Genomic DNA, 25118 nt, shown 5'->3' on the forward strand with positions numbered 1-25118 from the left:
GCGGCTCCGCCGTCGGTCACTTCCGGCCGTTGCCGTGGCCGTTGCCGCCACCGTTGCCGTTGCCGTTGCCGTTGCCGCCGTCACCGCCGTTGCCGTGGCCGTTGCCGCCGGTGGAGGTGGTGGCGACGGGCTCCTCGGGGGTGGGCGCCGGGGCCACGGCCTCCTGCTCCTCGGTCACCGGCTCCTCGATGACGGGCTCGGTGACCGGCTCGGTCTCCGGCTGCTCGGTCACGGTGCCCTGGCGGGCCTCCTGACGGGCCGTGTTGCGAGCGTGTGCCGTGGCGCTGACCGCCGGGCCGACCTTGTCACCGGACGCCCGGCTCGCCGCGATGATCGCGTGCACGAAGTGGCCGAAGGGCTGGTCCGCGTCGATACCGGCGAGCGGGTCGTCCCCGGGGGTCGTGGGCTCGGTGGCGGGCTCCTCCTCCGCGACCTCCTCCTCGGCGCCCTCCTCGGTGGTGTCGTCCTCGGTGGGCTCGCCGGTCGTGCCCTCGGTCGTGTCCGTGTCGTCGGTCGTGTCGTCGGTCGCGGTCCCGTCGTCCTCGGTCGGCGCGCCGCCGTCGGTGACGGTGTCGTCGGCGACCGTGCCGTCGCCGGCCTCCACGAGGGCGGGGGTGGTGTCCTCGGGCAGGACGACGGCGGCGGTCGTGCCGGCGGTCAGGGCGACCGCGACGGCGCCACCGGCGACGGCGGCCTTGGCGACCGCGGAGAGCGCGGCGAACTTGACGGCGAGGGAGGTGATGAACATGCGGGGTCTCTTCCGTGAGGCCCGGGCGGGGTGCCCGGTCGTCCGCGTGGACGGGTCCGACTGGTCGGTGAGCAGACCGGTCGCCAGCAGCTCGGCCAGGGCCGCGTTCGGGCGGCCCGGCGCGGTGGCCGCGGACCGGACCGCGTCGGTGAACGCGGCCAGGTACTGCGCGCCCTCGGGCACGGGACGGCCGGCGAGGCAGGCCTCGAGGGCCTGCTCGGCGGTCCGGGCGTCGGCTGGCGTGGTCATCTCGCCCCCGTCATCGCCGGACGGGCCCGCAGGGGTGCGCGGCCCGTCGCCGTCCCCCTCGTCGGGGTGGTCCTAGCGGACTCCAGGTCCTCGCGCAGCCGGCGCAGGCCGCGCCGCTGCAGCGCCTTGACCGAGGCCACGGACCGGCCCATCACCGCGGCGACCTGCTCGACGGCGAGGTCGGCCAGGACCCGCAGCAGCAGGACCGAGCGCTGGTCCTCCGGCAGGCCGGCGCACAGCCGGTGCACCGCCTCGGCGCCCAGCCGGGTCAGGACGTCGTCCTCCACGTCCCCGCCGGCGACCTCCGGCAGCAGGTCCGCGCCCCCGTCCGCAAGTTGCGGGCGGCGGCTGCGCCGGCGCAGGTCGTCGACCAGCCGCCGGTGGGCGATGGTGAACACCCACGACCGCAGCCCCGCCTCGTCACCGGTGAAGCCGGACAGCCCGCGGAAGACCGCGAGGAAGGTCTCGCTGGCCAGGTCGTCGGGATCCGGGGCGCCGTGCAGCCGCAGGTACCCGGTGACCACCGGGGACAGGTCCCGGTAGAGCACCTCGAAGGCCCACGCGGCGCCCGCCCGGGCCGCCGCGAGGACGTCGTCGAACGCGGCACCGACCGCCATCCGCACCTCCCGTGCCGTCCCCGTGCAGGGGGAGGCATCGGCAGGCCGGACGCGGAACTGGACCGTCCGTCCCCCGATCAGGGGGCGGCGGTGCCCCGGGCGGCCTCCTGCTCGACGACGAGCGGCAGGTCCCTCAACCGGTCGAGGCCCTGCAGCGGACGGCGCATCCGCTGGTTGCCGGCCAGCCGCTCGCGGTTGCGCTCGAGGAAGGCCCAGTAACCGGCGGTGTAGGGGCAGGCGTCGTCGCCGAGGCGCCGCCGCGGGTCGTAGGGGCAGCCGCCGCAGTAGTCGCTCATCCGGTCGATGTAGGCCCCGCCGGCCGCGTAGGGCTTGGTGGCCAGCGCCCCGCCGTCGGCGTGCTGGCTCATCCCGACGACGTTGGCGACCATCACCCAGTCGTAGCCGTCGACGAACGTGCGGTGGAACCAGTCGGTCATCGCCAGCGGGTCGATGCCGCGCTGCAGCGCGTAGTTGCCGAGCACCATCAGCCGCGGGATGTGGTGCACCCACCCGTCGCGGCGCAGGTCGGTGAGGACGCCGGACAGGCACGCGGCGTCGACGGCGTCCCCGTCCAGCCCGGCCAGCCACCCCGGCACCGGCTCGGTGGCGCGGAGGGCGTTGCGGTGCCGGTAGTCGCGGCCGAAGTGCCAGTAGGTGTGCCAGACGTAGTCCCGCCAGCCCATCACCTGGCGGACGAAGCCCTCGACGCTGTTGAGCGGCAGCGGGGCGCCGTCGGCGGCGGCCGCGCGGGCGGCGTCCTCGGCGGCGTGCACCACCTCCAGCGGGTCGAGCAGGCCGAGGTTGATCGCCGGCGACAGCAGTGAGTGCGCCAGCCAGCGCTCACCGGCGAGCATCGCGTCCTCGTGCGGGCCGAAGACGCCCAGCCGGCTCGTGAGGAAGTCGGCCAGCCGGGTGAGCGCCTCCTCGCGGGTGACGGGGAACCGCCGCGGCCCGTCGTCGCCGACGAAGGAGACCTCGCCGGCGGCCTCCCAGCGGTCGAGGTCGGCGCGCACCTGCTCGTCGATCTCGTCCTCGGCCGGCCACCACGGCTCCGGGGCCGGGGAGCGGCCGTCCCGCGGGGCGGGCTCACGGTTCTCGTGGTCGCGGTTCCACTGCCCGCCCAGCGGCTCGGCGCCGTCCATGAGGACGTCGAGGCGGCGGCGGGCGTCGCGGTAGAAGTCCTCCATCAGCAGCCGGCGGCGGCCGCGGCCCTCCGCCCACCGGGCGAACTCGGCCTGGCTGCTGACGAAGCCGCGGGCGGCGAGCACCTGCAGGCCGGGGCGGCGCAGCACGTAGTCGCGGCTGCTCCAGGTGGTGGGGGCGCAGACGCTCAGCGGCTCGTCGTACCGGTCCAGGGCCTCGGCGTAGGTGGTGACCTGGTGGAAGTCGGCCTGGTCCCCCAGCTCGGCGGCCCGGTGGCGCAGCGCGGAGAGCACCAGGTGGGCCTTCTGCCGGTGGAACCGCCGGCGGGCGAACACCGCCCTCGACTCGACCAGGAGCACCGGCTGGCCGGGCGCGTCGAGGAAGTGCGGGCCGAGCTGGTCGGCGAAGGTCCACCGACGCGTACCGGGCGACCGTTCGGGGAAGTCAGCGAGGGCGGGGTCGCGCGGCTGTCCACCGGCGCCGGGTCCTGGGCGCCCCATCGGCCTCACCTCCCGGCGGACATGGTGGGCGGACCGTTAGGCTCGGCGCGACTCGGGCCATCGAGACGCACGGTGGCCGGCTGCTGTTTCCCCCGTGGAGGTCGACCGCTGTGAACCGCGCGCTGCGCGCCGCCGTGATGGGTGCCCTCGTCCTCAGCCCGGTCGCGCTCGGCGCCTGCAGCGCCGGCCAGGTCTCGCAGACCGGCACCCAGGACCGCGACAAGGTCGGCCCCCAGGCGCAGGTGGAGGACATCCTGCTGCGCCAGGTGCTGATCGCCTACCCCGAGAACGAGCGGTACGAGGAGGGTGACGACGCCGAGCTGATCCTCACGATCGTCAACGCCTCGAACGAGGACGACACCCTCACCGGCATCGAGGGCGAGGGCTTCGACGGCGTGGTCGTCTCGGCGTCCGGCACCTCGGCCGTCCCGGCGCCCACCGTGCCGGGCGCGACGCCGACGGCGAGCAGCCGGGTGTCGCTGGACGTCCCGGCCGACTCCGCGCTCTACATCGGGCGCGAGGACGGCGCGACGGTCACGCTGCAGGACCTCGGCGAGGAGCTCACGGCCGGGCAGACCCTGACGCTCACCCTGACCTTCGAGCAGGCCGGCGAGATCACCACGCAGGCGTTGGTGGCCGGTCCGGACGAGGAGATCGAGCGGGGCGAGAGCTTCGACTTCGAGGAGGGCCTCGAGGAGGAGAACCCGGAGAGCGAGGAGGACACCCAGGCCGAGTGACGGCCCGGGGTGACCTGCCTCCGGTGACCCGCCCGGCCTCCCCGGGAGTGTCGGTACCCCCACCTACCGTGGCGGCGTGCCCTCCGGAGTGAAGTCCGCCCGTCCCGCCCACCGCTGCACCGAGTGCGGCTTCTCGTCGGCGAAGTGGATGGGCAAGTGCCCGGAGTGCCAGGCCTGGGGCACGCTGCAGGAGGTCGGGCCCGCCGCGCCGGCGCTGCGCTCGGTCGCCGCCGGCCCGGTCACCGCGCCCGCCCGGCCGATCGCCCAGGTCCAGCTCGACGGCGCGCGGGCGGTGCCCACCGGCATCCCCGAGTTCGACCGCGTCCTCGGCGGCGGCCTGGTGCCCGGCGCAGTGGTCCTCGTCGCCGGCGAGCCCGGCGTGGGCAAGTCCACGCTGCTGCTCGAGGTCGCCCACCGGGTCGCGGAGTCCAACGGGCCCACGCTGGTGGTCTCGGGCGAGGAGTCCGCCGCGCAGGTGCGGCTGCGCGCCGAGCGGATCGGCGCCCTGCACGACCGGCTCTACCTCGCCGCCGAGACCGAGCTGTCGGCCGTCCTCGCCCACGTCGAGCAGGTGGCGCCCTCGCTGCTGGTGCTCGACAGCGTGCAGACCGTCCGCTCCTCCGCGGTCGACGGCACCGACGGCGGCGCCACCCAGGTCCGCTCGGTGGCCACCGCGCTCACCGCCGTCGCCAAGTCCCGCGGGATGACGACGATCCTCGTCGGGCACGTCACCAAGGACGGCGCGATCGCCGGGCCGCGGGCGCTGGAGCACCTGGTCGACGTCGTCGTGTCCTTCGACGGGGAGCGGCACTCCACGCTGCGCCTGGTGCGCGCCACCAAGAACCGGTTCGGCCCGGCCGACGAGATCGGCTGCTTCGAGATCGGCGACGGCGGGGTGGTCGGCGTCCCCGACCCCTCCCACCTGTTCGTCTCGCGCCGCACCGCCTCGGTGCCCGGCAGTTGCGTCACGGTGACCATGGAGGGCAGCCGGCCGCTGCTGGCCGAGGTGCAGGCCCTCGTCGCCACCAACACCGGCGGCGGCTCGCCGCGGCGGGCGGTCAGCGGGCTGGATTCGCAGCGGGTCGCGATGGTCAACGCCGTCGTCGAGCGGCGCGGCGGCGTCCGGCTGGCCGACGCCGACGTGTTCGCCGCCTCCGTCGGCGGCGTGAAGATCGCCGAGCCCGCGGCCGACCTCGCACTCGCGCTGGCGATCGCCTCGGCGTCGCGGGACACCCCGCTGCCCGAGGGGATGATCGCGCTGGGCGAGGTGGGTCTGTCCGGGGAGATCCGGCGGGTCGGCGGCACCGGCCGGCGGCTGGCCGAGGCCGCCCGCCAGGGTTACCGGCTCGCGCTGGTCCCGCCGGACGCCGGCCAGGCCCCCAAGGCCATCCGGCTCATGGAGGTGCCCGACCTGGGAGCAGCGCTCGCCGGGCTCTTCCCGGGGTGAGCCTGCTCACCACACCCCGGTCCCGACCGGCAGGTCGGCGTGCCACGTAGACTCGGTTGCCGTACCACGACGACGTCAGGAGCGCCCGTGCCCCCCGCTGTGGACTCCGAGGTCGCCCTGCGCGAACTGCTCGGCCGCATCGCCCCGGGGACCGCGTTGCGCGACGGCCTGGAGCGCATCCTGGCCGGCCGCACCGGCGCCCTGATCGTGCTCGGCTACGACCGGGTCGTGGAGTCCATCTGCACCGGCGGGTTCGCCCTGGACGTCGCACTGTCGGCGACCCGGCTGCGCGAGCTGGCCAAGATGGACGGCGCGGTGATCCTGTCCTCCGACGGGCTGCGCATCGTCCGGGCCGGCGTGCACCTGATGCCCGACCCGACCGTGCCCACCGAGGAGTCGGGCACCCGGCACCGGACCGCCGAGCGGGTGGCCGTGCAGACCGGGTTCCCGGTGATCTCGGTCAGCCAGTCGATGCACATCATCAGCGTCTACGTGGCCGGCCGGCGCTACACGCTCGAGCACCCGACGACGATCCTCGCCCGCGCCAACCAGGCCCTCGCGGCGCTGGAGCGGTACAAGCTGCGCCTCGACGAGGTCGCCAGCACCCTCTCGGCGCTGGAGATCGAGGACCTGGTGACGGTCCGCGACGCGATGAGCGTCAGCCAGCGGCTGGAGATGGTCCGGCGGATCGCCGACGAGATCGAGGGCTTCGTCGTCGAGCTGGGCACCGACGGCCGGCTGCTGGCCCTGCAGCTGGACGAGATGCTCGCCGGCGTCGAGGAGGACCGCGCGCTGCTGGTGCGCGACTACCTGCCCGCCGCGGGCACCCGCCGGCCGCGCACCATCGAGGACGTGCTGGCCGAGCTGCGGGCGCTGTCTGCCACCGAGCTGCTGGACCTGTCCGCCGTCTCGCGCTGCTACGGGCTGCCCACCTCGGCCGACGCGCTGGACTCCCCCGTCAGCCCGCGCGGCTACCGGCTGCTGGCCCGGGTGCCGCGGCTGCCCGCGGCGATCATCGACCGGCTGGTCGACCACTTCGGCGGCCTGCAGAAGCTGCTGGCGGCCACCATCGAGGACCTGCTCGCCGTCGAGGGCGTCGGCGAGGCCCGCGCCCGCGGCATCCGCGAGGGCCTGTCCCGGCTGGCCGAGACCTCGATCCTCGACCGCTACAGCTGACGGCTCCCGTCCTCGGCCGCGCTCAGGTCACCTGCAGGACGGCGTCCGGGCTGGTCGCGGTGTCCAGTCGGGCACGCAGCACGTACTGACCCGGGGCCACCGGCACGCGCTCGGCGGTGCAGGTCGGCTCGCTGGTCAGGCCGCTCCACACCAGCGGGAACACCACCTGCTCACCGGGCTGCAGCGTGCGGGTGTCGCTGCTGGTCTCGGGCTGGCAGTCGTTGCTGCCCCACAGCCGGGTCCCGGCCGCGTCGAGCAGCACCATCTCCTGCACCTGCTTGTCCAGCACGCGGGTGCACGGCACCGCGGCGGTGTTGGTGACCACGAGCTCGAGCGTCGGCGAGGAGCCGGAGGTCACGGTGCCGGGCGTGCGCACCTCCAGCGCGACGACGTCGTCGCCGCACGGGGCGCCGGCCTCCTGCACCGGGGCGGCCGGAGCCGGGGGCGCGGCGGGCGTCGGGGTGGGCGGCGGCGTGGGGGTCTGCACGCCGGCCAGCGACGGGAGGACCCGGTCCAGGGCGGGCACCTCCGCGTCGGCCGGCGCCGTCGACGCCGCCTCCGAGGTGCCGGCGGCCGTGGCCCGGCCCTCCGGGTCGCCGCCCGCCAGCGCCACCCCGAGCCAGGTCCCGCCGCCGACGACCGCGACGAGCAGGAGGAGCACGAGCAGCCGCCGTCGCCAGTAGACGGCGGCCGGCAGGGGCCCGACCGGGTGCAGCACGAAGGCGACCGTAGTCGGCGGCTCCCGGCCGTCCCGGCAGGGCACGCCGCGGTCCGGGCCGGGCACACTGGACCCTCGTGAGCAGCACCGCCGGACTCGGGGACGCCCTGGTCGACTGGTACGACACGGCGGCCCGCGACCTGCCGTGGCGCCGGCCCGGCGTGGACCCGTGGGCGGTGCTGGTCAGCGAGGTGATGCTGCAGCAGACGCCGGTGGCGCGGGTCGAGCCGGTGTGGCACGCCTGGATGGAGCGCTGGCCCACCCCGGCCGCGCTGGCCGCCGCGTCGCCGGCCGAGGTGATCCGCGCCTGGGGCAAGCTCGGCTACCCGCGGCGGGCGCTCCGGCTGCGGGAGACCGCCGTCGCCCTCACCGAGCGGCACGGCGGCGTCGTCCCGGCCGACGTGGCGGCCCTGGAGGCGCTGCCGGGCATCGGAACGTACACCGCCCGGGCGGTGGCCTGCTTCGGCCACGGGACGCCGCAGCCGGTCGTGGACACCAACGTGCGGCGGGTGGTGGCCCGGCTGGTGCACGGCCGCGCCGAGGCCGGGACCGCGCGCGCCTCCGACCTGACCGACGTCGCGGCGCTGGCGCCGGCGGACCGGGAGCGGGCGTGCCGGTTCTCGGTGGCGGCCATGGAGCTCGGCGCGCTCGTCTGCGTGGCCCGCACCCCACGGTGCGGCGCGTGCCCGGTGCGCGACCGCTGCGCCTGGCGGCTGGCCGGCTGCCCGGCCGCCGAGGGACCGCCGCGGCGGGTGCAGCGGTTCGCGGGGACCGACCGGCAGGTCCGCGGCCGGCTGCTCGACGTCCTGCGCGCCGCCGACGGTCCGGTGCCCGCCCCGGCCCTGGACGCCGCCTGGGACGACGCGGTGCAGCGGTCCCGGTGCCTGGACTCCCTGCTGGCCGACGGCCTCGTCGAGCAGACCGCCGACGGCCGGTTCGCCCTGCCCGCCTGAGCCGCCGTCAGCGGCGCCGTGGCGGCGTGCGGTCGCGGGAGGTCGTGAGCCACCCCGCCAGGGCCGCCAGGACGAGCGGGAGGCCGCGGACGGCGCCCAGGAGGCCGGCCGGCGTCCGCCTCGGGTGGTCGTCGCGGGCCATCCGCCCCTCCCCTCCCGGGAACGCAGCAGGGGCCGCCTCCCTCGTGGGAGACGGCCCCTGCCGGTGGAGCTACCTGCTCACTCCTTGCGGAGCGAGGGGCCCTGGGTGCCGTCCTCGTCGTCGCCGACGGTCAGCGCCACCGGCGGCGTGTCGGGCAGGTCGATCGGCTTGGTCTCGCCGCGGAAGGTGAACTTCGCGTCGGTGCCCTCGCCCTCGACGTCCACCACGACGATCTGACCGGCGGTCAGCTCCCCGTAGAGGATCTTCTCCGACAGCGCGTCCTCGATCTCGCGCTGGATGGTCCGGCGCAGCGGCCGGGCGCCCAGCACCGGGTCGAACCCCCGGGCCGCCAGGAGCTTCTTGGCCTCCTGGGTGACCTCGAGCGACATGTCCTTGTTGCTCAGCTGGCTCTCCACGCGGGCGAGCATCAGGTCGACGATCTGGATGATCTCGGCCTCGGTCAGCTGGTGGAACACGACGATGTCGTCGATCCGGTTGAGGAACTCAGGCCGGAAGTGCTGCTTGAGCTCGTCGTGGACCTTCGTCTTCATGCGCTCGTAGTTCGACTGGTCGTCGTTCCCGGCCTGGAAGCCGAGGCCGACCGCCTTGGAGATGTCCCGCGTCCCGAGGTTGGTCGTGAGGATCAGGATCGTGTTCTTGAAGTCCACGATCCGGCCCTGACCGTCGGTGAGCCGGCCGTCCTCCAGCACCTGCAGCAGCGTGTTGAAGACGTCGGCGTGGGCCTTCTCGATCTCGTCGAAGAGGACCACCGAGAACGGCTTGCGCCGCACCTTCTCGGTCAGCTGGCCGCCCTCGTCGTAACCGACGTAGCCGGGAGGGGCACCGACGAGCCGCGACACGGTGAACCGGTCGTGGAACTCGCCCATGTCGATCTGGATGAGCGCGTCGTCCTCGCCGAACAGGAAGTTCGCGAGCGCCTTGGCGAGCTCGGTCTTACCGACACCCGAGGGGCCGGCGAAGATGAACGAGCCACCGGGGCGACGCGGGTCCTTGAGGCCCGCGCGGGTGCGCCGGATCGCCTGGCTGACGCTCTTGATGGCCTCTTCCTGGCCGATGATCCGCTTGTGGAGCTCGTCCTCCATGCGGAGCAGACGGGTCGTCTCCTCCTCGGTGAGCTTGAAGACGGGGATGCCGGTCCAGTTGGCCAGCACCTCGGCGATCTGCTCGTCGTCGACCTCGGCGACGACGTCCATGTCGCCGGCCTTCCACGCCTTCTCCCGCTCGGCCTTCTCGGCCAGGAGGGTCTTCTCCTTGTCGCGCAGCGACGCGGCCTTCTCGAAGTCCTGCGCGTCGATCGCGGACTCCTTCTCGCGGCGGATGCCGGCGATCCGGTCGTCGAACTCGCGCAGGTCCGGCGGGGCGGTCATCCGCTTGATCCGCATCCGGGCACCGGCCTCGTCGATCAGGTCGATCGCCTTGTCCGGCAGGAAGCGGTCGGAGATGTACCGGTCGGCCAGCGTGGCGGCGGCGACGAGGGCGCCGTCGGTGATGCTGATCCGGTGGTGCGCCTCGTAGCGGTCGCGCAGGCCCTTGAGGATCTCGATCGTGTGGGTGAGCGTCGGCTCGCCCACCTGGATCGGCTGGAAGCGGCGCTCGAGCGCGGCGTCCTTCTCCAGGTGCTTGCGGTACTCGTCGAGCGTGGTGGCGCCGATGGTCTGCAGCTCACCGCGGGCCAGCATCGGCTTGAGGATGCTGGCGGCGTCGATCGCGCCCTCGGCGGCACCGGCACCGACGAGGGTGTGGATCTCGTCGATGAACAGGATGATGTCGCCGCGGGTGCGGATCTCCTTGAGCACCTTCTTGAGGCGCTCCTCGAAGTCACCGCGGTAGCGCGACCCGGCGACCAGGGCGCCGAGGTCGAGGGTGTAGAGCTGCTTGTCCTTCAGCGTCTCGGGGACCTCGCCCTTGACGATCGCCTGGGCCAGGCCCTCGACGACGGCGGTCTTGCCGACGCCGGGCTCGCCGATGAGGACGGGGTTGTTCTTGGTCCGCCGCGAGAGGACCTGCATGACCCGCTCGATCTCCTTGGCCCGCCCGATGACCGGGTCGAGCTTGGAGTCGCGCGCGGCCTGGGTCAGGTTGCGGCCGAACTGGTCGAGCACCAGCGACGTCGACGGCGTGCCCTCCGAGGGGCCGCCGGCCGAGGCCGGCTCCTTGCCCTGGTAGCCGGAGAGCAGCTGGATGACCTGCTGGCGGACGCGGTTGAGGTCGGCGCCCAGCTTCACGAGGACCTGGGCGGCGACGCCCTCGCCCTCGCGGATCAGGCCGAGCAGGATGTGCTCGGTGCCGATGTAGTTGTGGCCGAGCTGCAGCGCCTCGCGCAGGGACAGCTCGAGCACCTTCTTCGCCCGCGGGGTGAAGGGGATGTGCCCGGACGGGGCCTGCTGGCCCTGGCCGATGATCTCCTCGACCTGCTGGCGGACACCCTCGAGCGAGATGCCGAGCGACTCGAGGGCCTTGGCAGCGACGCCCTCGCCCTCGTGGATCAGGCCCAGGAGGATGTGCTCGGTGCCGATGTAGTTGTGGTTGAGCATCCTGGCCTCTTCCTGCGCCAGGACGACCACCCGTCGGGCTCGGTCGGTGAACCGTTCGAACATCTGCTGCTTCTCCTCTGACCGGCTGGTCCGGCACGTCCCTCCCCACGAGCGGGGAGGAGCACCCGACGTCCGTCGGCGCGCTGGGGCACCGGTCATTCCACTGTAGTCACGGACCACGCCGTCCCGTCGGTCGCGACCGGCGGTGCGGTGGGTGGCTTGCCCGGTCCAACCGATGGTGACGGGGCGGTGTTCCGTGGGCGTTACGCCGACAGCGGACGGCGTGTCGGTCGGGGACGCCGACGGCCCGGTCCCCGTGCGGGGACCGGGCCGTCGCTCACCGGAAGGACCTCCCTGCCCCCCACCACTCGCGAGCTCGCGGCGGGGCCCTGCAGGAAGGTCGCTAGTGCGCGGCCTCGTAGGCCTCGACGACGCTGGCCGGGATGCGGCCGCGGTCGCTGACGTTGTGGCCGTTCTTGCGGGCCCAGTCGCGGATCGCGCCGGCCTGCTCGCGGTCCATCCGGCCGCCGCCACCGGTGGCGCGGGACCGACCGCCGCCGGAGGCCCGGCCACCGCCGCCGCGGCCGACCTTGCGGGCGGCCTGCACGTACCGGGAGAAGGCGTTGCGCAGTTCCTCGGCGTTCTTCTCGGACAGGTCGATCTCGTAGTTCGTGCCGTCGAGCGAGAAACTCACCGTCTCGTCGGCGGGGAGGTCCTCGTCGAGGTCGTCACTCAGGATCACCTGGACCTTGCGCGCCATTCCGCTTTCCTCACTCCCTCTCGGCCCCCGTGGCCGGACAATTGCAGCCACCCGGAACCGGGCGACGCGCACATTGCACCACAACACGGAGCCGGCGGACCAATCCCGAGCGGCGGGTCGCCCATTTCGGGGAGGAATTCAGCGGAACGGCACCGTGAGTTTCAGCTAATCGGCCGCACCAATGGGAACAGGATCGTCTCGCGGATACCGAGTCCCGTGAGCGTCATCATGAGCCGGTCGATGCCCATGCCGACGCCGCCGCTGGGCGGCATCCCGTACTCGAGGGCCTCGAGGAAGTCCTCGTCGAGCACCATGGCCTCGGGGTCGCCGGCCGCGGCCAGCAGCGCCTGCTGGGTGAACCGATCGCGCTGGACCACCGGGTCGACCAGCTCGGAGTAGCCGGTGCCGCGCTCGATGCCGGCGATGTAGAGGTCCCACTTCTCCGCCAGGCCCGGCGTCGTGCGGTGCGCGCGGGTCAGCGGCGAGGTGTCGACCGGGTAGTCGACGACGAACGTGGGCGCCTGCAGCGAGTCCTGCACGAGCGCCTCGAACAGCTCCTCGACCACCTTGCCGGGCAGCCACGCCGGGTCGACGCCGACGTCGTGCCGCTCCGCCAGCTCCCGCAGCCGCTCGACCGGCGTCTCCGGGGTGACCGCCTCGCCGACGGCGTCGGAGACCAGGGTGTAGAGCGGCACCTGCGGCCACTCCCCCGACAGGTCGATCTCGGTGCCGTCGTGGTGGCGCGCGACGTGGTCGCCGAACAGCGCCGCGCAGCACTCCTGGACCAGCTCGCGCGTGGTGCGCGCCACGTCCTGGTAGTCGGCGTAGGCCTCGTAGAACTCGAGCATCGCGAACTCCGGCGAGTGCGAGCTGTCGGCGCCCTCGTTGCGGAAGTTCCGGTTGATCTCGAAGACCTTCTCCAGGCCGCCCACGATGCAGCGCTTGAGGAACAGCTCGGGCGCGATGCGCAGGTACAGGTCGAGGTCGAAGGCGTTCATGTGCGTGCGGAACGGCCGGGCCGCGGCACCGCCGTGCACGGTCTGCAGCATCGGCGTCTCGACCTCGAGGAAACCGCGGCCGGTGAGCCCGGACCGGAGCGCGGCCATCACCTGCGCGCGCTGCCGGACGGTGCGGCGGGCCTCGTCGCGGACGATGAGGTCCACGTAGCGGCGTCGGACCCGCAGCTCCTCGCTCATCGGCTTGTGCGCCACCGGCAGCGGGCGCAGCGCCTTGGCCGCCATCCGCCAGGAGTCGGCGAACACCGACAGCTCGCCGCGGCGCGACGTCCCGACCTCGCCCTCGACGAAGACGTGGTCGCCGAGGTCGACGTCGGCCTTCCAGGCGTCGAGCGCGTCGGCGCCCACCCGGTCGCGGGAGAGCATGACCTGCAGCTCGGCGTCGCCCTCGCGCAGCGTCGCGAAGCAGAGCTTGCCGGTGTTGCGGCTGAAGATGACCCTGCCGGTGACGCCGACCCGCTCGCCGGTCAGCGTGTCGGGCTCGAGGTCGGGGTGCTTGGCCCGGACGTCGGCCAGCGAGGTCGTGCGCTCCACCGTGACCGGGTAGGGGTCGACGCCGGACTCGCGCAGCCGGTCGAGCTTGGCGCGGCGGACCCGGAGCTGTTCGGGGAGCTCGTCGTCCGGGAGGCCCGGGGGTTCGTCGGTCACGTCGTCCGAGCCTACGGCGGTGTGCCGCGCCACCTCCGGCGACGTCCTATCGGCGGCCGCCGGCCTGGGAGCGCTCGAAGGCCAGCCGCAGGCCGTGCACGGTGAGGTCGGGCTCGCGCTCGCCGATGGTGCGGCAGCTGTCGGCCACCAGCGGCGCCAGGCCGCCGGTGGCGACGACGACCGGCGGGTCGCCGAACTGCGCGACCAGCTCGCCGGCGATCCGGCCGACCAGCCCGTCGACCAGGCCGGCGAAGCCCAGCACCAGCCCGGACTGCAGCGCGGCGACGGTGTTCTTGCCGATCGCCTGCGTCGGCACGGTGAGCTCCACCGACCGCAGCTGGGCCGCGCGGGTGGCCAGCGCCTCCAGGCTGACCTCGACGCCGGGGGCCAGCGCGCCGCCGAGGAACTGCCCGTCGGGGCCGACGGCGTCGACGTTGGTGGAGGTGCCGAAGTCGACCACCACGACCGGGCGGCCGCCGCCGTCGGGCGCCCGGCCGAACAGCTCGTGCGCGGCCAGCGCGGTGACGACGCGGTCGGCGCCGACCTCGCGCGGGTTGTCGACGTGCAGCGGGACGCCGGTGCGCACGCCGGGGCCGATGAGCACGACCGGGACCTCGAGGGAGTCCAGCAGCTGCCGCAGCGCGGGCAGCAGCGCCGGCACGGTGGAGCACGCCGCGACGCCGGTGACCTCGGTGTCGCGCAGCAGCCCGCGCCACAGCATGCGGATCTCGTCGGAGGTGGCCCGCGCGTGCGTCGTCACGCGCCAGCACCCGATCCTGCGGGCACCGTCGAAGGTGGCCAGCACGGTCTGGCTGTTGCCGACGTCGACGGTGAGCAGCACGCCGGTCAGCTCCGCAGGTCGAGCGCGAGGTCGAGGATCGGCGAGGAGTGCGTGAGCGCGCCGACCGACAGGAAGTCCACGCCGGTGGCGGCCACCTCGCGGGCGACGGCGAGGGTGAGCCCGCCGGTGGCCTCGAGCTCCGCGCGGCCGCCGACCAGCGCCACCACCTCGCGCAGTTGCGCGGGCGGCATGTTGTCCAGCAGCAGGAAGTCCGCGCCGGCCTCGACCGCCTCGACCGCCTGCGCGGGGGTGTCCGCCTCCACCTGCACCGGCACCCGCGGCGCCCGCTCGCGCACCGCCGCGACGGCGGCCGCGACCGAGCCCGCGGCGGCGACGTGGTTGTCCTTGACCATCGCGACGTCGTAGAGGCCCATGCGCTTGTTCGACCCGCCGCCGCAGCGCACCGCGTACTTCTCCAGCGGGCGCAGGCCCGGGGTGGTCTTGCGGGTGTCGAGGACGACGGCGCCGGTGCCCTCGACGGCGTCCACCCAGGCGCGGGTGGCGGTGGCGATCCCGCTGGCCCGGCTGGCGATGTTCAACGCGCTGCGCTCGGCGGCCAGCAGCGCGCGGACCGGCCCGCGGACGGTCAGCAGCACGTCGCCGCGGGCCACCCGGTCCCCGTCGGCCGCGCCGACGGTGAGCGTGGCGCCGGGCGCGAGGCGGGTGAACACGCGGGCGGCGACCGGCAGGCCGGCGACGACGCCGTCGGCGCGGGCGACGAGGTCGGCGGTGCCGTACTGCGCCGGGGGCACGGTGGCGGCGCTGGTGACGTCGAGGGCGACGGCCAGGTCCGGCGCGCTGGGCAGCACGGCCCCGCCGGCGAGGTCCTCGGCCAGCGTGCGCTCGACCAGGTCGTCGACCCAGGCCTCGGCCAGCCCGGTGCCCGCCAGCGACCGTGGGTCGGCGGTCACCACGGCTGCACCACGGGGGTCCCCACCGGCCGGCGGGTCAGGCGCAGCCGGCCGTCGTCGTCGAGGCGGACGTCGAGGTGCACCCGCCAGTCCTCCTCGGTGGCGGGGTGGTCCTCCCGCCAGTGGCAGCCGCGGGTCTCCTCGCGGGCGCCGGCGGCGGCGGCGAGGGCGCTGGCGACGGTGAGCAGGTCGGTGGCCTCCCAGCTGTCGACGCCGGGCGCGGCGCCGGGGCCGGCGGCCAGCCCCGCGGCCAGCCCGGCGAGCACGCCGGTGGCCTCGGCCAGCCCGGCGCCCGAGCGCAGCGCGGCGACCCGGCCGGACATGGTCTCGGTGACCGTGCGCCGCCCGGCGGGGTCCAGCAGGCCCGAGGTCCCGGCGGCGGCCGTGCGGGCCGGCGCGGCCGGGGGCAGCGAGCGGGCCAGCTCCACTCCGATGCGGGCGGCGAACACCAGCCCCTCCAGCAGCGAGTTCGACGCCAGCCGGTTGGCCCCGTGCACGCCGGTGCAGGCGGCCTCGCCGCAGGCGTAGAGCCCGGGGACGGTGGTCCGGCCGGCGAGGTCGGTGACCAGGCCGCCGGAGGCGTAGTGGGCGGCGGGCGTGACCGGCACCAGGTCGGTGACCGGGTCGACGCCGATCGCGCGGCAGCTGGCCACGATGGTCGGGAACCGCTCGGCGAGGCCGGGGACGTGCCGGGCGTCGAGCCAGACGTGGTCGACGCCGTCGCGCAGCTGCACCCGGGTGATGGCCTTGGCGACGACGTCGCGCGGCGCGAGCTCGGCCTGCGGGTGCACGCCGAGCATGAACCGCTCCCCCGCCCCGTCGCGCAGCACCGCGCCCTCGCCGCGCAGCGCCTCGCTGACCAGCGGCTGCTGCCCGCGGGCGCCGGGGCCGCGGTACAGCGACGTCGGGTGGAACTGCACGAACTCCAGGTCGGTGGCGACCGCGCCGGCGCGCAGGCCCAGCGCCACGCCGTCGCCGGTGGACACCGGGGGGTTCGTCGTCGCGGCGTAGACCTGGCCCATCCCGCCGGTGGCGAGGACGACGGCCCGCGCGCGGACCGCGCCCACGCCGTCCTCGGTGCCCTCGCCGAGGACGTGCAGCGTGACGCCGGCGGCCCGGCCGCCGGCGTCGGTGAGCAGGTCGAGCACCATCGCGTGCTCGACGAGGGTGATGCCGGGGTCGGCGTGCACGGCCTCGCACAGGGCGCGCATGACCTCGGCGCCGGTGGCGTCTCCGCCGGCGTGCACGATCCGGTCGGCGGTGTGCCCGCCCTCGCGGGTGAGCAGCAGGCGGCCCGACTCGTCGCGGTCGAAGCCGGCGCCCCAGCCGATGAGCTGGTGCAGCCGCGCCGGGCCCTCGGTGACCAGGGTGCGCACGGCGTCGGGCTCGCACAGCCCCACGCCGGCGACCTCGGTGTCGCGGGCGTGCGCCCCGGGGCTGTCGGCCGGGTCGAGCACCGCGGCGATGCCGCCCTGCGCCCAGCGGGTCGACCCGTCGTCGACGCGGACCTTCGTGACGACGGCGACCGACAGCCCGGCCGCGCGGGCGTGCAGCGCGACGCACAGGCCCGCGACGCCGGAGCCGACGACGCAGACGTCGGCCGACAGCTCCCAGCCGGGCGCCGGGGCGGCCAGCCGGGTGGGCAGGCCGCTGACGGTCGGGGCCGCCAGGGTCACCGGACGGGGACGCCGAGGTCGCTGCGCTGCTGGTCGGTCGCGCCCGGCACCGGGGCCGAGGGGTCCCCGCCCAGCTCGACGACGCGGTTGCCGCCGTCGACGTGCACGACCTTGGGGATGTGGCTCTTGGCCTCGGTCTCGTCCATGAGGCCGTAGCTGATCAGGATCACGAGGTCGCCGGGGTGCACGAGGTGCGCGGCGGCGCCGTTGATGCCGATGACGCCGCTGCCCCGCTCACCGGGGATGACGTAGGTCTCCAGGCGGGCGCCGTTGGTGACGTCCACGATCGCCACCTGCTCGCCGGGGATGAGGTCGGCGGCGTCGAGCAGGTCCTCGTCGATCGTCACCGAGCCGACGTAGTGCAGGTCGGCCTGGGTCACCGTCGCCCGGTGGATCTTGGACTTGAGCATCGTGCGCATCATCGGGGGGCTCCCAGCAGGACGGGGGTGTTGTCGAGGAGTCGGGTGGCGCCGGCGCGGGCGGCCAGCAGGAGGCGGGCGGGGCCGGCCGCGGGTGCGGGGCCGAGGTCGGGGTCGGTGAGCTCGAGGTAGTCGGGCACCAGCTCGGGCGCGCCGGCCAGCACCTCGCGGGCGGCGGCGAGGACGGCCCCGGCGCCGCGCGGTCCGGCGTCGGCCCCGGCACGCAGTGCCCTGTTCAACGTCGCGGCCCGGGCGCGCTCTTCCGGTGCCAGGTAGCGGTTGCGGCTGGACAGCGCCATGCCGTCGTCCTCGCGGACGGTCGGCACGCCGACCACTTCCAGCGGCAGCGCCAGCTCGCGGACCATCGCCCGGACCAGCGTCAGCTGCTGGTAGTCCTTCTCGCCGAAGAACGCGAGGGCGGGCCGGACGAGGCCGAACAGCTTGGCGACGACGGTCAGCACGCCGGCGAAGTGGCCGGGCCGGACCGCGCCCTCGAGGACCGACCCGAGCGGGCCGGGGTCGACGGTGACGCCGAGCGAGCCGGGCGGGTAGACCTCGTCGACCGGCGGGTGGAAGACGACGTCGGCGCCCTCGTCGGTGAGCGCGGCGAGGTCGGCGTCCCAGGTGCGCGGGTAGCGGTCGAGGTCCTCGCCGGGGCCGAACTGGGTCGGGTTGACGAACACCGAGACGACGACGCTGCCGGCCCGCTCGCGGGCGGCGCGGACGAGCGTGCGGTGCCCCTCGTGCAGGGCACCCATGGTCGGCACCAGCGCCACCGGGCCGGGCAGCCGGGCGATCAGCTCGCGGAGCTCGGCCACCGTCTCCGCGACGGCCGGCCGGGTGCTGGTGGTCACCGGGAGCCCGCCGGGTCCGCGGCCTCGTACAGCAGGTCCAGCAGCGGGGCGCCCTCGTGCCGCTTGAGCCGGCCGGCGGACAGCGCGCGCTCGGTGGTCCGCTGCGCCATGGCGACGTAGGCGGCCACCGACTCGGGCGCCCGGTCGGTGAGCGTCGCGAGGTGGTCGGCCACCGTGCCGACGTCACCGCGGCTGACCGGGCCGGTGAGCCCGCGGTCGCCGCGGCGCAGGCCGTTGTCCAGCGCGGCGGTGAGCAGCGGGGTGAGCACCCGGGCCGGGGCGTCGACGCCGGCCTGGCGCAGCAGGTCGGCGGCCTCGGCGACGAGGGTGACCAGGTGGTTGGCGCCGGTGACCAGCGCCGCGTGGTAGAGCCGCCGGTCGTCCTCGGCGACGAAGAACGGCTCGCCGCCCATCTCCAGCACCAGGGTCTCGGCGACCGGCCGGTGCTCGGGGCGGCTGGTGACGCCGAACGGGGCGCCGGCGAGCCGGTCGGCGTCCTCGGGGGCGCCGGTGAAGGTCATGGCCGGGTGCAGGGCCAGCGGGAGGACGCCGGCCCGCTCCGCGGGGGCGAGGGCGGCCAGGCCGTGCGCGCCGGAGGTGTGGAAGGCCAGCTGGCCGGCCCGCCAGGTGCCGGTCTCGGCGAGGCCCGCGACCAGGCCGGGCAGCGTGTCGTCGGGGACGGCGAGCACCACGAGGTCGGCGGCGGCGACCACCTCGTCGGCGGGCAGCAGCGGGGTGCCGGGCAGCAGCCGGGCGGCGCGCTCGGCGGAGGCGGTGGAGACGCCGGAGGCGGCGACCACGTCGTGGCCGGCGGCGGCGAGTGCGGCCCCGAGGACGGCGCCGACGCGGCCGGCGCCGATGACGCCGACGCGGAGCCGGGCGGGGGCGCTGTCGGCGGGCTCGAGCCCGGCAGCGCGGGGGGTCCTGCGGGCAGCAGGCATCGGGACACCTCTCGTTCCAGTCCCTGGCGGGTACCGGACTCGGTGGGCGGACCGTCGTCGTTGGCGGCCCGGGTGGTGCGGGTGCGGTGCGGGTGGTGCCGGCGGGTGCGTCCGCTGCGACCGGGTGTGTCACGCGGGCGACGCGCCGAAGGCGAGTGTGAGTCGGCCCCGGGGCGCCTGCAACGGAACGGCGGTGTGGGGTGGCTCACGCTCGGCGCGCCGGGGCGGGCGGAGCGCCCGCCGGGGGCGGTCCTACGGTTGCGGCGGCACCGGCGCCGACGCGGTCGCCGGCGGACACGAGGGAGCGACGTGGGCACGTTCGAGGGACGCACCGCACTGGTCACCGGCGGCAGCCGCGGCATCGGGCTGGCCATCGCGCGCAGCCTGGTCGACCGGGGGGCGCGCGTGGTGCTCACCGCCCGCAAGGCCGAGGCGCTGGAGGAGGCCGTCGCGTCGCTCGGCGGTCCCGACGTCGCCGTCGGCGTGGCGGGCAACGCCGGGGACGCCGCGCACCGGGCCGAGGCCGTGCGCACCGCGGTCGAGCGGTTCGGCAGCCTCGACCACCTGGTCGGCAACGTCGGGATCAACCCGGTCTACGGACCGATGGTGGACCTCGACCTCGACGCGTTCCGCAAGATCCTCGACACCAACGTCGTCGGCACGCTCGGCCTGGTGCAGGAGGCCTGGCGGGCGTGGATGTCCGAGCACGGCGGCTCGGTCCTCGTCGTCGCCTCGGTGGCCGGGCTCAAGGCCTCGCCGATGATCGGCGGCTACGGCGTCAGCAAGGCGGGGCTGGTCAACCTGGTCACCCAGCTGGCCGTGGAGCTCGGCCCGAAGGTGACGGTCAACGCGGTCGCCCCGGCGGTGGTGAAGACCCGGTTCGCCGGCGCGCTGTACGAGGGCCGCGAGGAGGAGGCCGCCCGCGCCTACCCGGCCGGCCGGCTGGGCGAGCCCGAGGACGTCGGGGAGGCCGCGGCCTACCTGCTCGGCGCCGGCTGGGTCACCGGCCAGACGCTCGTGCTCGACGGCGGCGCGCTCTCCCGCGGCCCGGCGTAGCCGACGGCCCCGCGACCTCAGACGTCGCGGTAGCGGCGGCGCCGGCCGCCGGGGGTGACCCCGCTCTCGGCGAGGATCTGTGCGAGCCGCGCCGCGCCGGCCTCGTCGTCGGCCGGCGGGACCGGCGCCCCGTGCCCGCCGTGCCGCGCGGCGGCGGACTGCACGGAGGGGCGCTCGAGGGTCAGCTGCTCCTGCGGCGCCGGGGGCAGCAGGTCGGCGGGCAGGTCGGTGCGGCGCCGGCGCGGGACCGGCGGCGGCGCCACCACGCGCGCGACCGGCTCGGGCTCCGGCGCGGGCAGCGGGACGGCGACCGGGGGCGGCACCGCGGGACCGGGGCCCTCGGACGGCGCGGGCCAGCCGCCCAGCTCCCGCGGGACGGCGGCGTGCCAGGCGGCGGTCGCCGGCTCCAGCGGCTCGCGGCCGGTCCGCACCGACTGGGTGCGCATGACCACCCGCTCGATGCGCATCTCGCCGGAGTGGTGCAGCTCGCCCGTGTGCGGCAGCTCGCCCGCGGACCGCCCGGTCAGCTCGGCGCGCAGCCGGCCGACGTCGGCGCGCAGGCCGGCCAGCTCGGCCAGCTCGGTCCGCAGGGCGCCGATCGCGGCGACCTCGGCCTGCAGGGCGCCCAGGCCCGAGAGGTCCCCGCGCAGCCCGGCCAGCTCGGCCCGCAGCCCGTCGAGCTCGCGGCGCATCGACGCCTCGGACTCGCCGCGGACCCGCGCCTCCAGCTGCCGCTCCGACTCGCGGTGGGCGGCCGCGTCGCGGTCGCGCTCGGCCTCGTGGGCCCGGCGCAGCTGCGCCTCGAGGGCGGCGACGTCGGGACCGCCGGCGGCCGGCTCCGGCCGGCGCCCGGCCGCGAAGGCGGCGCCCAGGCAGGCCCAGGCGACGGCGACCACGGCCACCCGCAGGACCTGCGGGTCGTCGCTGAGGAAGACGACGGCGGTCGCGGCGGTGGCGAGCACGCACCCGAGCACCTGCCCGGCGACGCGCAGCCGTCCCCCCGTCCGCATGACCTCAGCGTAACGCTGAGCGAGCCCCCGACTGCGGCACGGAATCGTCCCGTGTGCCGCAGCCGAGGGCCCGCCCGGTGCTGCTGGTGCTGCTACTCCTGCGCGAGGGCGCCGTCGGAGCTGAAGACCAGGCCCATCGAGACCTCGCCCTGCTGGATGGCGGCCTTGGTCGCCGGGCCGCCGGCGTCGAACTCGCGGAACTCGGCGAACTGCAGGCCGTAGGTCTCCTCGAGGCCCGGCTGGCAGAACGGCCGGGTCGGGCACTCGGCCGGCCCGCCCAGGACCAGCGACCCGTCGCCGCAGGCGTCGGCGAGCTCGGACAGCGTGGCCACGCCCAGCTGATCGGCGAACTCCTGGGTCACGGCGAAGGCGTTCTGGTCGGCGGCCTCCGACGGCGTGCCGAAGGTCAGCCCGACCTGGTCGGCCAGCGGCTGCAGCGCGTCGCGGGTGGCCTGGGCGTCGCCGCTGGCGATCGGCGTCGGGTTGGGGCCGTTGACCTGGGCGTTGAGCGCCTCGGTGACGGTGGCCAGGTACTCGGGGAAGACCTGCAGGTCGGTGCCCGAGATCAGCGCCGGCAGGTAGAGGTCGCGGTTGCCCACCTCGCGCACGGTGGCGTCGAAGCCCGCGGCCTGCAGGACCCCCGCGTAGACGTTGGCCAGGATCGTCGACTCGGTGAAGTTGCCGGCGCCCACGATCACCGGCCCGCTGCCCTGCTCGAGGCCGTCGGTCACGCCGCTGTCCTCGACCCACTGCGCCGCGACGTCCTCGGCGCTCTGCCGCTCGAGGTCGACGGCGGCGTTCATGTCGATGAGCTGGTCGGTGGTCAGCGCGGCCGAGACCGCGTCGAGGGCCGGCACCAGCGCGGGGTTGGCCGCGGCGGTGGCGGCGGTGACCGCCGGCACGATGTTGTCGGCGTTCTGCAGCTCCTGGTCGTCCTCGAGGACCACCAGCTGGTCACCGGCCACGGGGGCGCAGGCGTCGCCGCCGGCGGCCGAGCCGCTCGCGGTCGACCCGCCGGTGCCCGAGGAGCCCGACTCGCCACAGGCGGCGGTCAGGAGCAGGCCGGTGAGCAGGAGAGGAGCCAGGGCGCGCTGCCTGCGCATGGTGTCCCGCCTTCTGTGTCCCGTGCGGCGCGCGGCCGCGACGCGTGTCTGGCGGGGGTCTCCCGCGCGGCACATGCAACCCGCGGGCCCCGCGCACCGACACCGGCACCGCCGATGTGTTGCGCTCTCGTTACCTGCGCGCGATCAGAGGGAGACGCCGGTCACAGCGGCACCCCGCTGGCGGTCGGTTCCGGCACGGCGCCGTCCCGTGAGGGGGTCGTGCGGGTGTGCAGGAACGGCGGCCTGCGGGGGCCCGGGGTGACCGCCCAGGACAGCACCGCGAGGACCAGCTCGGTGAGCAGCGCCAGGCCCGCCACGAGGATCGCGCCGGCGATCATCACGCCGTAGTCCTGCTGGCCGAAGCCGAGGTTGATCAGCCGGCCCAGCCCTCCCCCGCCGACCAGCGCGGCCAGTCCCGCCGTCGCCACGACCTGCACCGCCGCGGTGCGGATGCCGGTGGTCACCAGCGGCAGGGCCAGGGGCAGCTCGACCCGGCCGAGCACCTGCGCCCGGCTCATCCCCATCCCGCGAGCGGCCTCCTTCACCTCGGGGTCGACGCCGCGGAAGCCGACGAAGGTGTTGGTGAGGATCGGCGGGACGGCGAACACCGCCAGCGCGATCGTCGTCGCGCGGTTGCCGAAGCCGATCGGGCTGACCGCGAAGAGGGTGAGCAGCGCGAGGGTCGGGACCGCCCGGCTGACGTTGGACAGGACGACGACCAGGCCCGCGCCGCGGCGCGCCGTCCCCAGGGCGACGCCGACCGGCAGCGCCACGACCATCGCCGCGAGGACCGCGACGGCGGAGATGCCCAGGTGCTCCAGCGTCAGGTCGGCGATGCCGTTGGGCCGGGTCCAGTTGAACGGGTCGTTGAGGTACACCAGCGCCCGCGAGAAGTCGTTCACTCGGTCTCCTCGCCGGCGCTCGTCGGCCTCGTGACCGGCGTTGCTCTGCCCCCGCGTGAGCTCGCGAGCTCGCTCACGTCCGCACCGCCCGGGTCCACGGGGTGAGCGCCCGCTCGGCGCCGGCCAGCAGGACGTCGGCCAGCAGCGCGAGCAGCACGCACCCGACCGCGCCGGTGACGATCTCGGCGCGGTAGAAGTTCGCCGCGAACCCGCCGGTGATCAGCTGCCCGAGGCCGCCGTGCCCGACCAGGACGCCGACCGTCGTCAGCGCCACCGTGGACACCGTGGCGATCCGCAGCCCCGCCATGAACGCCGGCAGGGCCAGCGGCAGGTCCACCCGCCAGAACGTCTGCGCGGCCGACAGCCCCATCCCCCGCGCCGCCTCGCGGACGTCGGCCGGGACGCCCTGCAGGCCGGCGAGGAAGTTCCGCACCAGGATGACGAGCGAGTAGGCGACCAGGCCGATGAGCACGGTGTTCGACGACAGCCCGGTGAAGGGCACCAGCAGCGCGAACATCGCCAGCGACGGGATGGTGTAGACGACCGTGGACAGGCCCAGCACCGGCGCCGACAGGAACCGGCTGCGGCGGGCCAGCACCGCCAGCGGCAGCGCGATGGCCGCCCCGATCACCACCGCCAGCACGGTCAGCCGGACGTGCTCGACGGTGTAGGACAGGATGGAGTCCCAGTTCTCCGTCACGTAGGACGGGTCGAACCACGGGTTCGGCGCCTCGTCCACCGCGAGCACCCCCGCCACGGGGTCGCTCACCGCGTCCAGCAGAGGGCGCGTACCCAGGGAGGTCACCCCGTGGACGCTACTGCCGAGGCCGGCCGCGAGAGCACCGCGGAGGAGATCCGGCTCGAGGGCGTCAGCAAGACCTACCCCGACGGCACGGTCGGCGTGGAGCGGCTGGACCTCACCTTCGCCGCGGGCGAGCTGTCGGTCCTGGTCGGCCCGTCCGGCTGCGGCAAGACCACGACGATGAAGATGATCAACCGGGTCATCGAGCCGACGACGGGGCGGATCCTGCTCGGCGGCGAGGACGTCACCCGCGTCGACGCCGACCGGCTGCGCCGCCGCATCGGCTACGTGATCCAGAACGTCGGGCTCTTCCCGCACCAGACCGTGCGGGACAACGTCGCCACCGTGCCGCGGCTGCTGGGCTGGGACAAGCGGCGCACCCGCGCCCGCGTCGACGAACTGCTGGCCACCGTGGGGCTGGAGCCCGCCGTCCACGGCGGGCGCTACCCGGCCCAGCTCTCCGGCGGCCAGCGGCAGCGGGCCGGCGTGGCCCGGGCGCTGGCGGCCGACCCCGCCGTCCTGCTGATGGACGAGCCGTTCTCCGCGGTGGACCCGGTGGTCCGCGAGCGGCTGCAGGCGGAGTTCCTGCGGCTGCAGGAGACGGTGCGCAAGACGATCGTGTTCGTCACCCACGACATCGAGGAGGCCGTCCGCCTCGGCGACCGGATCGCGGTGATGAGCACCCGCGGCCACGTCGAGCAGTTCGCGCCGCCCGCGGAGCTGCTGGGCCGGCCGGCCAACGCCTTCGTCGCCGACTTCGTGGGCGCCGACCGCGGCCTCAAGCGGCTGGCGGTCACCGGCATCGGCCCCGACGACCTGGAGCGGCCGCCGGTCGTGCACGTGGCCGACGGGCTCGCCGACGCCCGCGCCTCGCTGGAGGCCGGGGGCGCCCGCTGGGCGGTCGTCCTCGACGACGACGGCCGGCTGCACGGCTGGCTGTCGGCCGAGCGGGCCACGGGCGCCGGGACGGTGGGGACGGCGGCGCACCGGATGGAGGCCTGGGTGCCCGCCGACGCGACGCTCAAGACCGCGTTCTCGACGATGCTCCAGCACGAGGCGGGCTGGGTGGCGGTGCTCGACGGCGACGTCTTCCTCGGCGTGCTCACCCCCGAGTCGCTGCACGCGGCGCTGCGCCGCTCGGTGGAGGGCACGGCCCCGGAGACCGCCGGCCCGGTGCCCGCCCGGGGCTGAGCG

At 75.5% G+C, this 25118-nt stretch carries 23 protein-coding genes; 6 read left to right on the forward strand and 17 right to left on the reverse strand.

Annotation, left to right across the window (positions count from 1 at the left end; translation table 11 throughout):
- Nucleotides 1-16: 16 nt before the first annotated feature.
- The 3 genes from ACI8AA_RS09940 to ACI8AA_RS09950 form a co-directional block, all read right to left on the reverse strand.
- Nucleotides 17-997 carry a hypothetical protein gene (locus tag ACI8AA_RS09940; RefSeq protein WP_457044300.1) on the reverse strand — a complete coding sequence of 327 codons (981 nt, stop codon included), beginning with the start codon at nucleotides 995-997 and terminating at the stop codon, nucleotides 17-19.
- A complete protein-coding gene (locus tag ACI8AA_RS09945) occupies nucleotides 994-1614 on the reverse strand; it encodes an RNA polymerase sigma factor (protein ID WP_457044301.1) in 621 nt (206 codons plus the stop codon). The genes ACI8AA_RS09940 and ACI8AA_RS09945 overlap by 4 nt, the downstream gene beginning before the upstream one ends.
- 77 nt (nucleotides 1615-1691) lie before the next feature.
- Entirely contained in the window at nucleotides 1692-3257 is a 1566-nt protein-coding gene (locus ACI8AA_RS09950; protein WP_457044302.1) for a cryptochrome/photolyase family protein, read from the reverse strand.
- Nucleotides 3258-3367: 110 nt separating this feature from the next.
- Between ACI8AA_RS09950 and ACI8AA_RS09955 the strand changes: the two genes are divergently transcribed.
- The 3 genes from ACI8AA_RS09955 (at nucleotide 3368) to disA (ending at nucleotide 6617) form a co-directional block, all read left to right on the forward strand.
- Complete coding sequence (locus tag ACI8AA_RS09955) at nucleotides 3368-3994, forward strand: copper chaperone PCu(A)C (RefSeq protein ID WP_457044303.1); 627 nt, start codon at nucleotides 3368-3370, stop codon at nucleotides 3992-3994.
- Between the two features lie 76 nt (nucleotides 3995-4070).
- A complete protein-coding gene (gene radA, locus ACI8AA_RS09960; protein WP_457044304.1) occupies nucleotides 4071-5441 on the forward strand; it encodes a DNA repair protein RadA in 1371 nt (456 codons plus the stop codon).
- Between the two features lie 87 nt (nucleotides 5442-5528).
- Nucleotides 5529-6617 carry a DNA integrity scanning diadenylate cyclase DisA gene (gene disA / locus ACI8AA_RS09965; protein WP_387987151.1) on the forward strand — a complete coding sequence of 363 codons (1089 nt, stop codon included), beginning with the start codon at nucleotides 5529-5531 and terminating at the stop codon, nucleotides 6615-6617.
- Nucleotides 6618-6639: 22 nt separating this feature from the next.
- Here disA and ACI8AA_RS09970 read toward each other — a convergent pair whose 3' ends face one another.
- Nucleotides 6640-7335, reverse strand: coding sequence for a MucR family transcriptional regulator (locus ACI8AA_RS09970; protein WP_457044305.1), 696 nt, complete (start codon nucleotides 7333-7335; stop codon nucleotides 6640-6642).
- A gap of 77 nt (nucleotides 7336-7412) precedes the next feature.
- On the opposite strand from ACI8AA_RS09970, the gene ACI8AA_RS09975 reads away from it, so the two are divergent.
- The gene (locus tag ACI8AA_RS09975; protein ID WP_457044306.1) at nucleotides 7413-8288 is read left to right on the forward strand and encodes an A/G-specific adenine glycosylase; all 876 of its coding nucleotides are present in this window, start codon (nucleotides 7413-7415) and stop codon (nucleotides 8286-8288) included.
- Nucleotides 8289-8507: 219 nt separating this feature from the next.
- Here ACI8AA_RS09975 and ACI8AA_RS09980 read toward each other — a convergent pair whose 3' ends face one another.
- The 9 genes from ACI8AA_RS09980 to ACI8AA_RS10020 all read right to left on the reverse strand — a co-directional run bounded on the left by ACI8AA_RS09980 (nucleotide 8508) and on the right by ACI8AA_RS10020 (nucleotide 19051).
- Nucleotides 8508-11048 (reverse strand): ATP-dependent Clp protease ATP-binding subunit, encoded by a 2541-nt coding sequence (locus ACI8AA_RS09980; protein WP_456930063.1) that lies wholly within the window; start codon nucleotides 11046-11048, stop codon nucleotides 8508-8510.
- Nucleotides 11049-11388: 340 nt separating this feature from the next.
- Nucleotides 11389-11745 carry a histone-like nucleoid-structuring protein Lsr2 gene (locus ACI8AA_RS09985; protein WP_457044307.1) on the reverse strand — a complete coding sequence of 119 codons (357 nt, stop codon included), beginning with the start codon at nucleotides 11743-11745 and terminating at the stop codon, nucleotides 11389-11391.
- 161 nt (nucleotides 11746-11906) lie between these two features.
- A complete protein-coding gene (gene lysS, locus ACI8AA_RS09990) occupies nucleotides 11907-13409 on the reverse strand; it encodes a lysine--tRNA ligase (RefSeq protein ID WP_457044308.1) in 1503 nt (500 codons plus the stop codon).
- A gap of 46 nt (nucleotides 13410-13455) precedes the next feature.
- Complete coding sequence (locus tag ACI8AA_RS09995; protein ID WP_457044309.1) at nucleotides 13456-14250, reverse strand: type III pantothenate kinase; 795 nt, start codon at nucleotides 14248-14250, stop codon at nucleotides 13456-13458.
- Between the two features lie 5 nt (nucleotides 14251-14255).
- A complete protein-coding gene (nadC, locus tag ACI8AA_RS10000) occupies nucleotides 14256-15161 on the reverse strand; it encodes a carboxylating nicotinate-nucleotide diphosphorylase (RefSeq protein ID WP_457044310.1) in 906 nt (301 codons plus the stop codon).
- Nucleotides 15158-16837 carry an L-aspartate oxidase gene (locus ACI8AA_RS10005; RefSeq protein ID WP_457044311.1) on the reverse strand — a complete coding sequence of 560 codons (1680 nt, stop codon included), beginning with the start codon at nucleotides 16835-16837 and terminating at the stop codon, nucleotides 15158-15160. Before ACI8AA_RS10005 ends, nadC begins: the two co-directional genes overlap by 4 nt.
- Nucleotides 16834-17259 (reverse strand): aspartate 1-decarboxylase, encoded by a 426-nt coding sequence (panD, locus tag ACI8AA_RS10010; RefSeq protein ID WP_457044312.1) that lies wholly within the window; start codon nucleotides 17257-17259, stop codon nucleotides 16834-16836. Before panD ends, ACI8AA_RS10005 begins: the two co-directional genes overlap by 4 nt.
- A complete protein-coding gene (gene panC / locus ACI8AA_RS10015) occupies nucleotides 17256-18110 on the reverse strand; it encodes a pantoate--beta-alanine ligase (protein ID WP_457044313.1) in 855 nt (284 codons plus the stop codon). Before panC ends, panD begins: the two co-directional genes overlap by 4 nt.
- Nucleotides 18107-19051 carry a Rossmann-like and DUF2520 domain-containing protein gene (locus ACI8AA_RS10020; protein ID WP_456930055.1) on the reverse strand — a complete coding sequence of 315 codons (945 nt, stop codon included), beginning with the start codon at nucleotides 19049-19051 and terminating at the stop codon, nucleotides 18107-18109. Before ACI8AA_RS10020 ends, panC begins: the two co-directional genes overlap by 4 nt.
- 309 nt (nucleotides 19052-19360) lie before the next feature.
- On the opposite strand from ACI8AA_RS10020, the gene ACI8AA_RS10025 reads away from it, so the two are divergent.
- Nucleotides 19361-20107, forward strand: a complete 747-nt coding sequence (locus ACI8AA_RS10025; protein WP_387987193.1) for an SDR family oxidoreductase — start codon at nucleotides 19361-19363, stop codon at nucleotides 20105-20107.
- 17 nt (nucleotides 20108-20124) lie between these two features.
- On the opposite strand, the gene ACI8AA_RS10030 is transcribed toward ACI8AA_RS10025, so the two are convergent.
- The 4 genes from ACI8AA_RS10030 to ACI8AA_RS10045 form a co-directional block, all read right to left on the reverse strand.
- On the reverse strand, nucleotides 20125-21117 hold the full coding sequence (locus ACI8AA_RS10030) for a DUF6779 domain-containing protein (RefSeq protein ID WP_457044314.1): 993 nt from the start codon (nucleotides 21115-21117) through the stop codon (nucleotides 20125-20127).
- A gap of 92 nt (nucleotides 21118-21209) precedes the next feature.
- A complete protein-coding gene (locus tag ACI8AA_RS10035; protein WP_457044315.1) occupies nucleotides 21210-22220 on the reverse strand; it encodes a glycine betaine ABC transporter substrate-binding protein in 1011 nt (336 codons plus the stop codon).
- Between the two features lie 161 nt (nucleotides 22221-22381).
- Nucleotides 22382-23122 carry an ABC transporter permease gene (locus ACI8AA_RS10040; RefSeq protein WP_457044316.1) on the reverse strand — a complete coding sequence of 247 codons (741 nt, stop codon included), beginning with the start codon at nucleotides 23120-23122 and terminating at the stop codon, nucleotides 22382-22384.
- Nucleotides 23123-23195: 73 nt separating this feature from the next.
- On the reverse strand, nucleotides 23196-23891 hold the full coding sequence (locus ACI8AA_RS10045; RefSeq protein ID WP_457044317.1) for an ABC transporter permease: 696 nt from the start codon (nucleotides 23889-23891) through the stop codon (nucleotides 23196-23198).
- Between the two features lie 39 nt (nucleotides 23892-23930).
- On the opposite strand from ACI8AA_RS10045, the gene ACI8AA_RS10050 reads away from it, so the two are divergent.
- Nucleotides 23931-25115 (forward strand): ABC transporter ATP-binding protein, encoded by a 1185-nt coding sequence (locus ACI8AA_RS10050; RefSeq protein WP_457044318.1) that lies wholly within the window; start codon nucleotides 23931-23933, stop codon nucleotides 25113-25115.
- Nucleotides 25116-25118 lie beyond the last annotated feature (3 nt).

It is taken from the genome of Geodermatophilus sp. SYSU D01180 (assembly GCF_054050415.1).

Coding starts and splice junctions, on each gene's coding strand:
- ACI8AA_RS09945 (WP_457044301.1), bottom strand. CDS start 1,614: ATGGCGGTCGGTGCCGCGTTCGACGACGTCCTCGCGGCGGCCCGGGCG.
- ACI8AA_RS10020 (WP_456930055.1), bottom strand. CDS start 19,051: ATGCCTGCTGCCCGCAGGACCCCCCGCGCTGCCGGGCTCGAGCCCGCC.
- ACI8AA_RS10030 (WP_457044314.1), bottom strand. CDS start 21,117: ATGCGGACGGGGGGACGGCTGCGCGTCGCCGGGCAGGTGCTCGGGTGC.
- ACI8AA_RS09980 (WP_456930063.1), bottom strand. CDS start 11,048: ATGTTCGAACGGTTCACCGACCGAGCCCGACGGGTGGTCGTCCTGGCG.
- ACI8AA_RS09940 (WP_457044300.1), bottom strand. CDS start 997: ATGACCACGCCAGCCGACGCCCGGACCGCCGAGCAGGCCCTCGAGGCC.
- ACI8AA_RS10035 (WP_457044315.1), bottom strand. CDS start 22,220: ATGCGCAGGCAGCGCGCCCTGGCTCCTCTCCTGCTCACCGGCCTGCTC.
- panD (WP_457044312.1), bottom strand. CDS start 17,259: ATGATGCGCACGATGCTCAAGTCCAAGATCCACCGGGCGACGGTGACC.
- ACI8AA_RS09950 (WP_457044302.1), bottom strand. CDS start 3,257: ATGGGGCGCCCAGGACCCGGCGCCGGTGGACAGCCGCGCGACCCCGCC.
- ACI8AA_RS09985 (WP_457044307.1), bottom strand. CDS start 11,745: ATGGCGCGCAAGGTCCAGGTGATCCTGAGTGACGACCTCGACGAGGAC.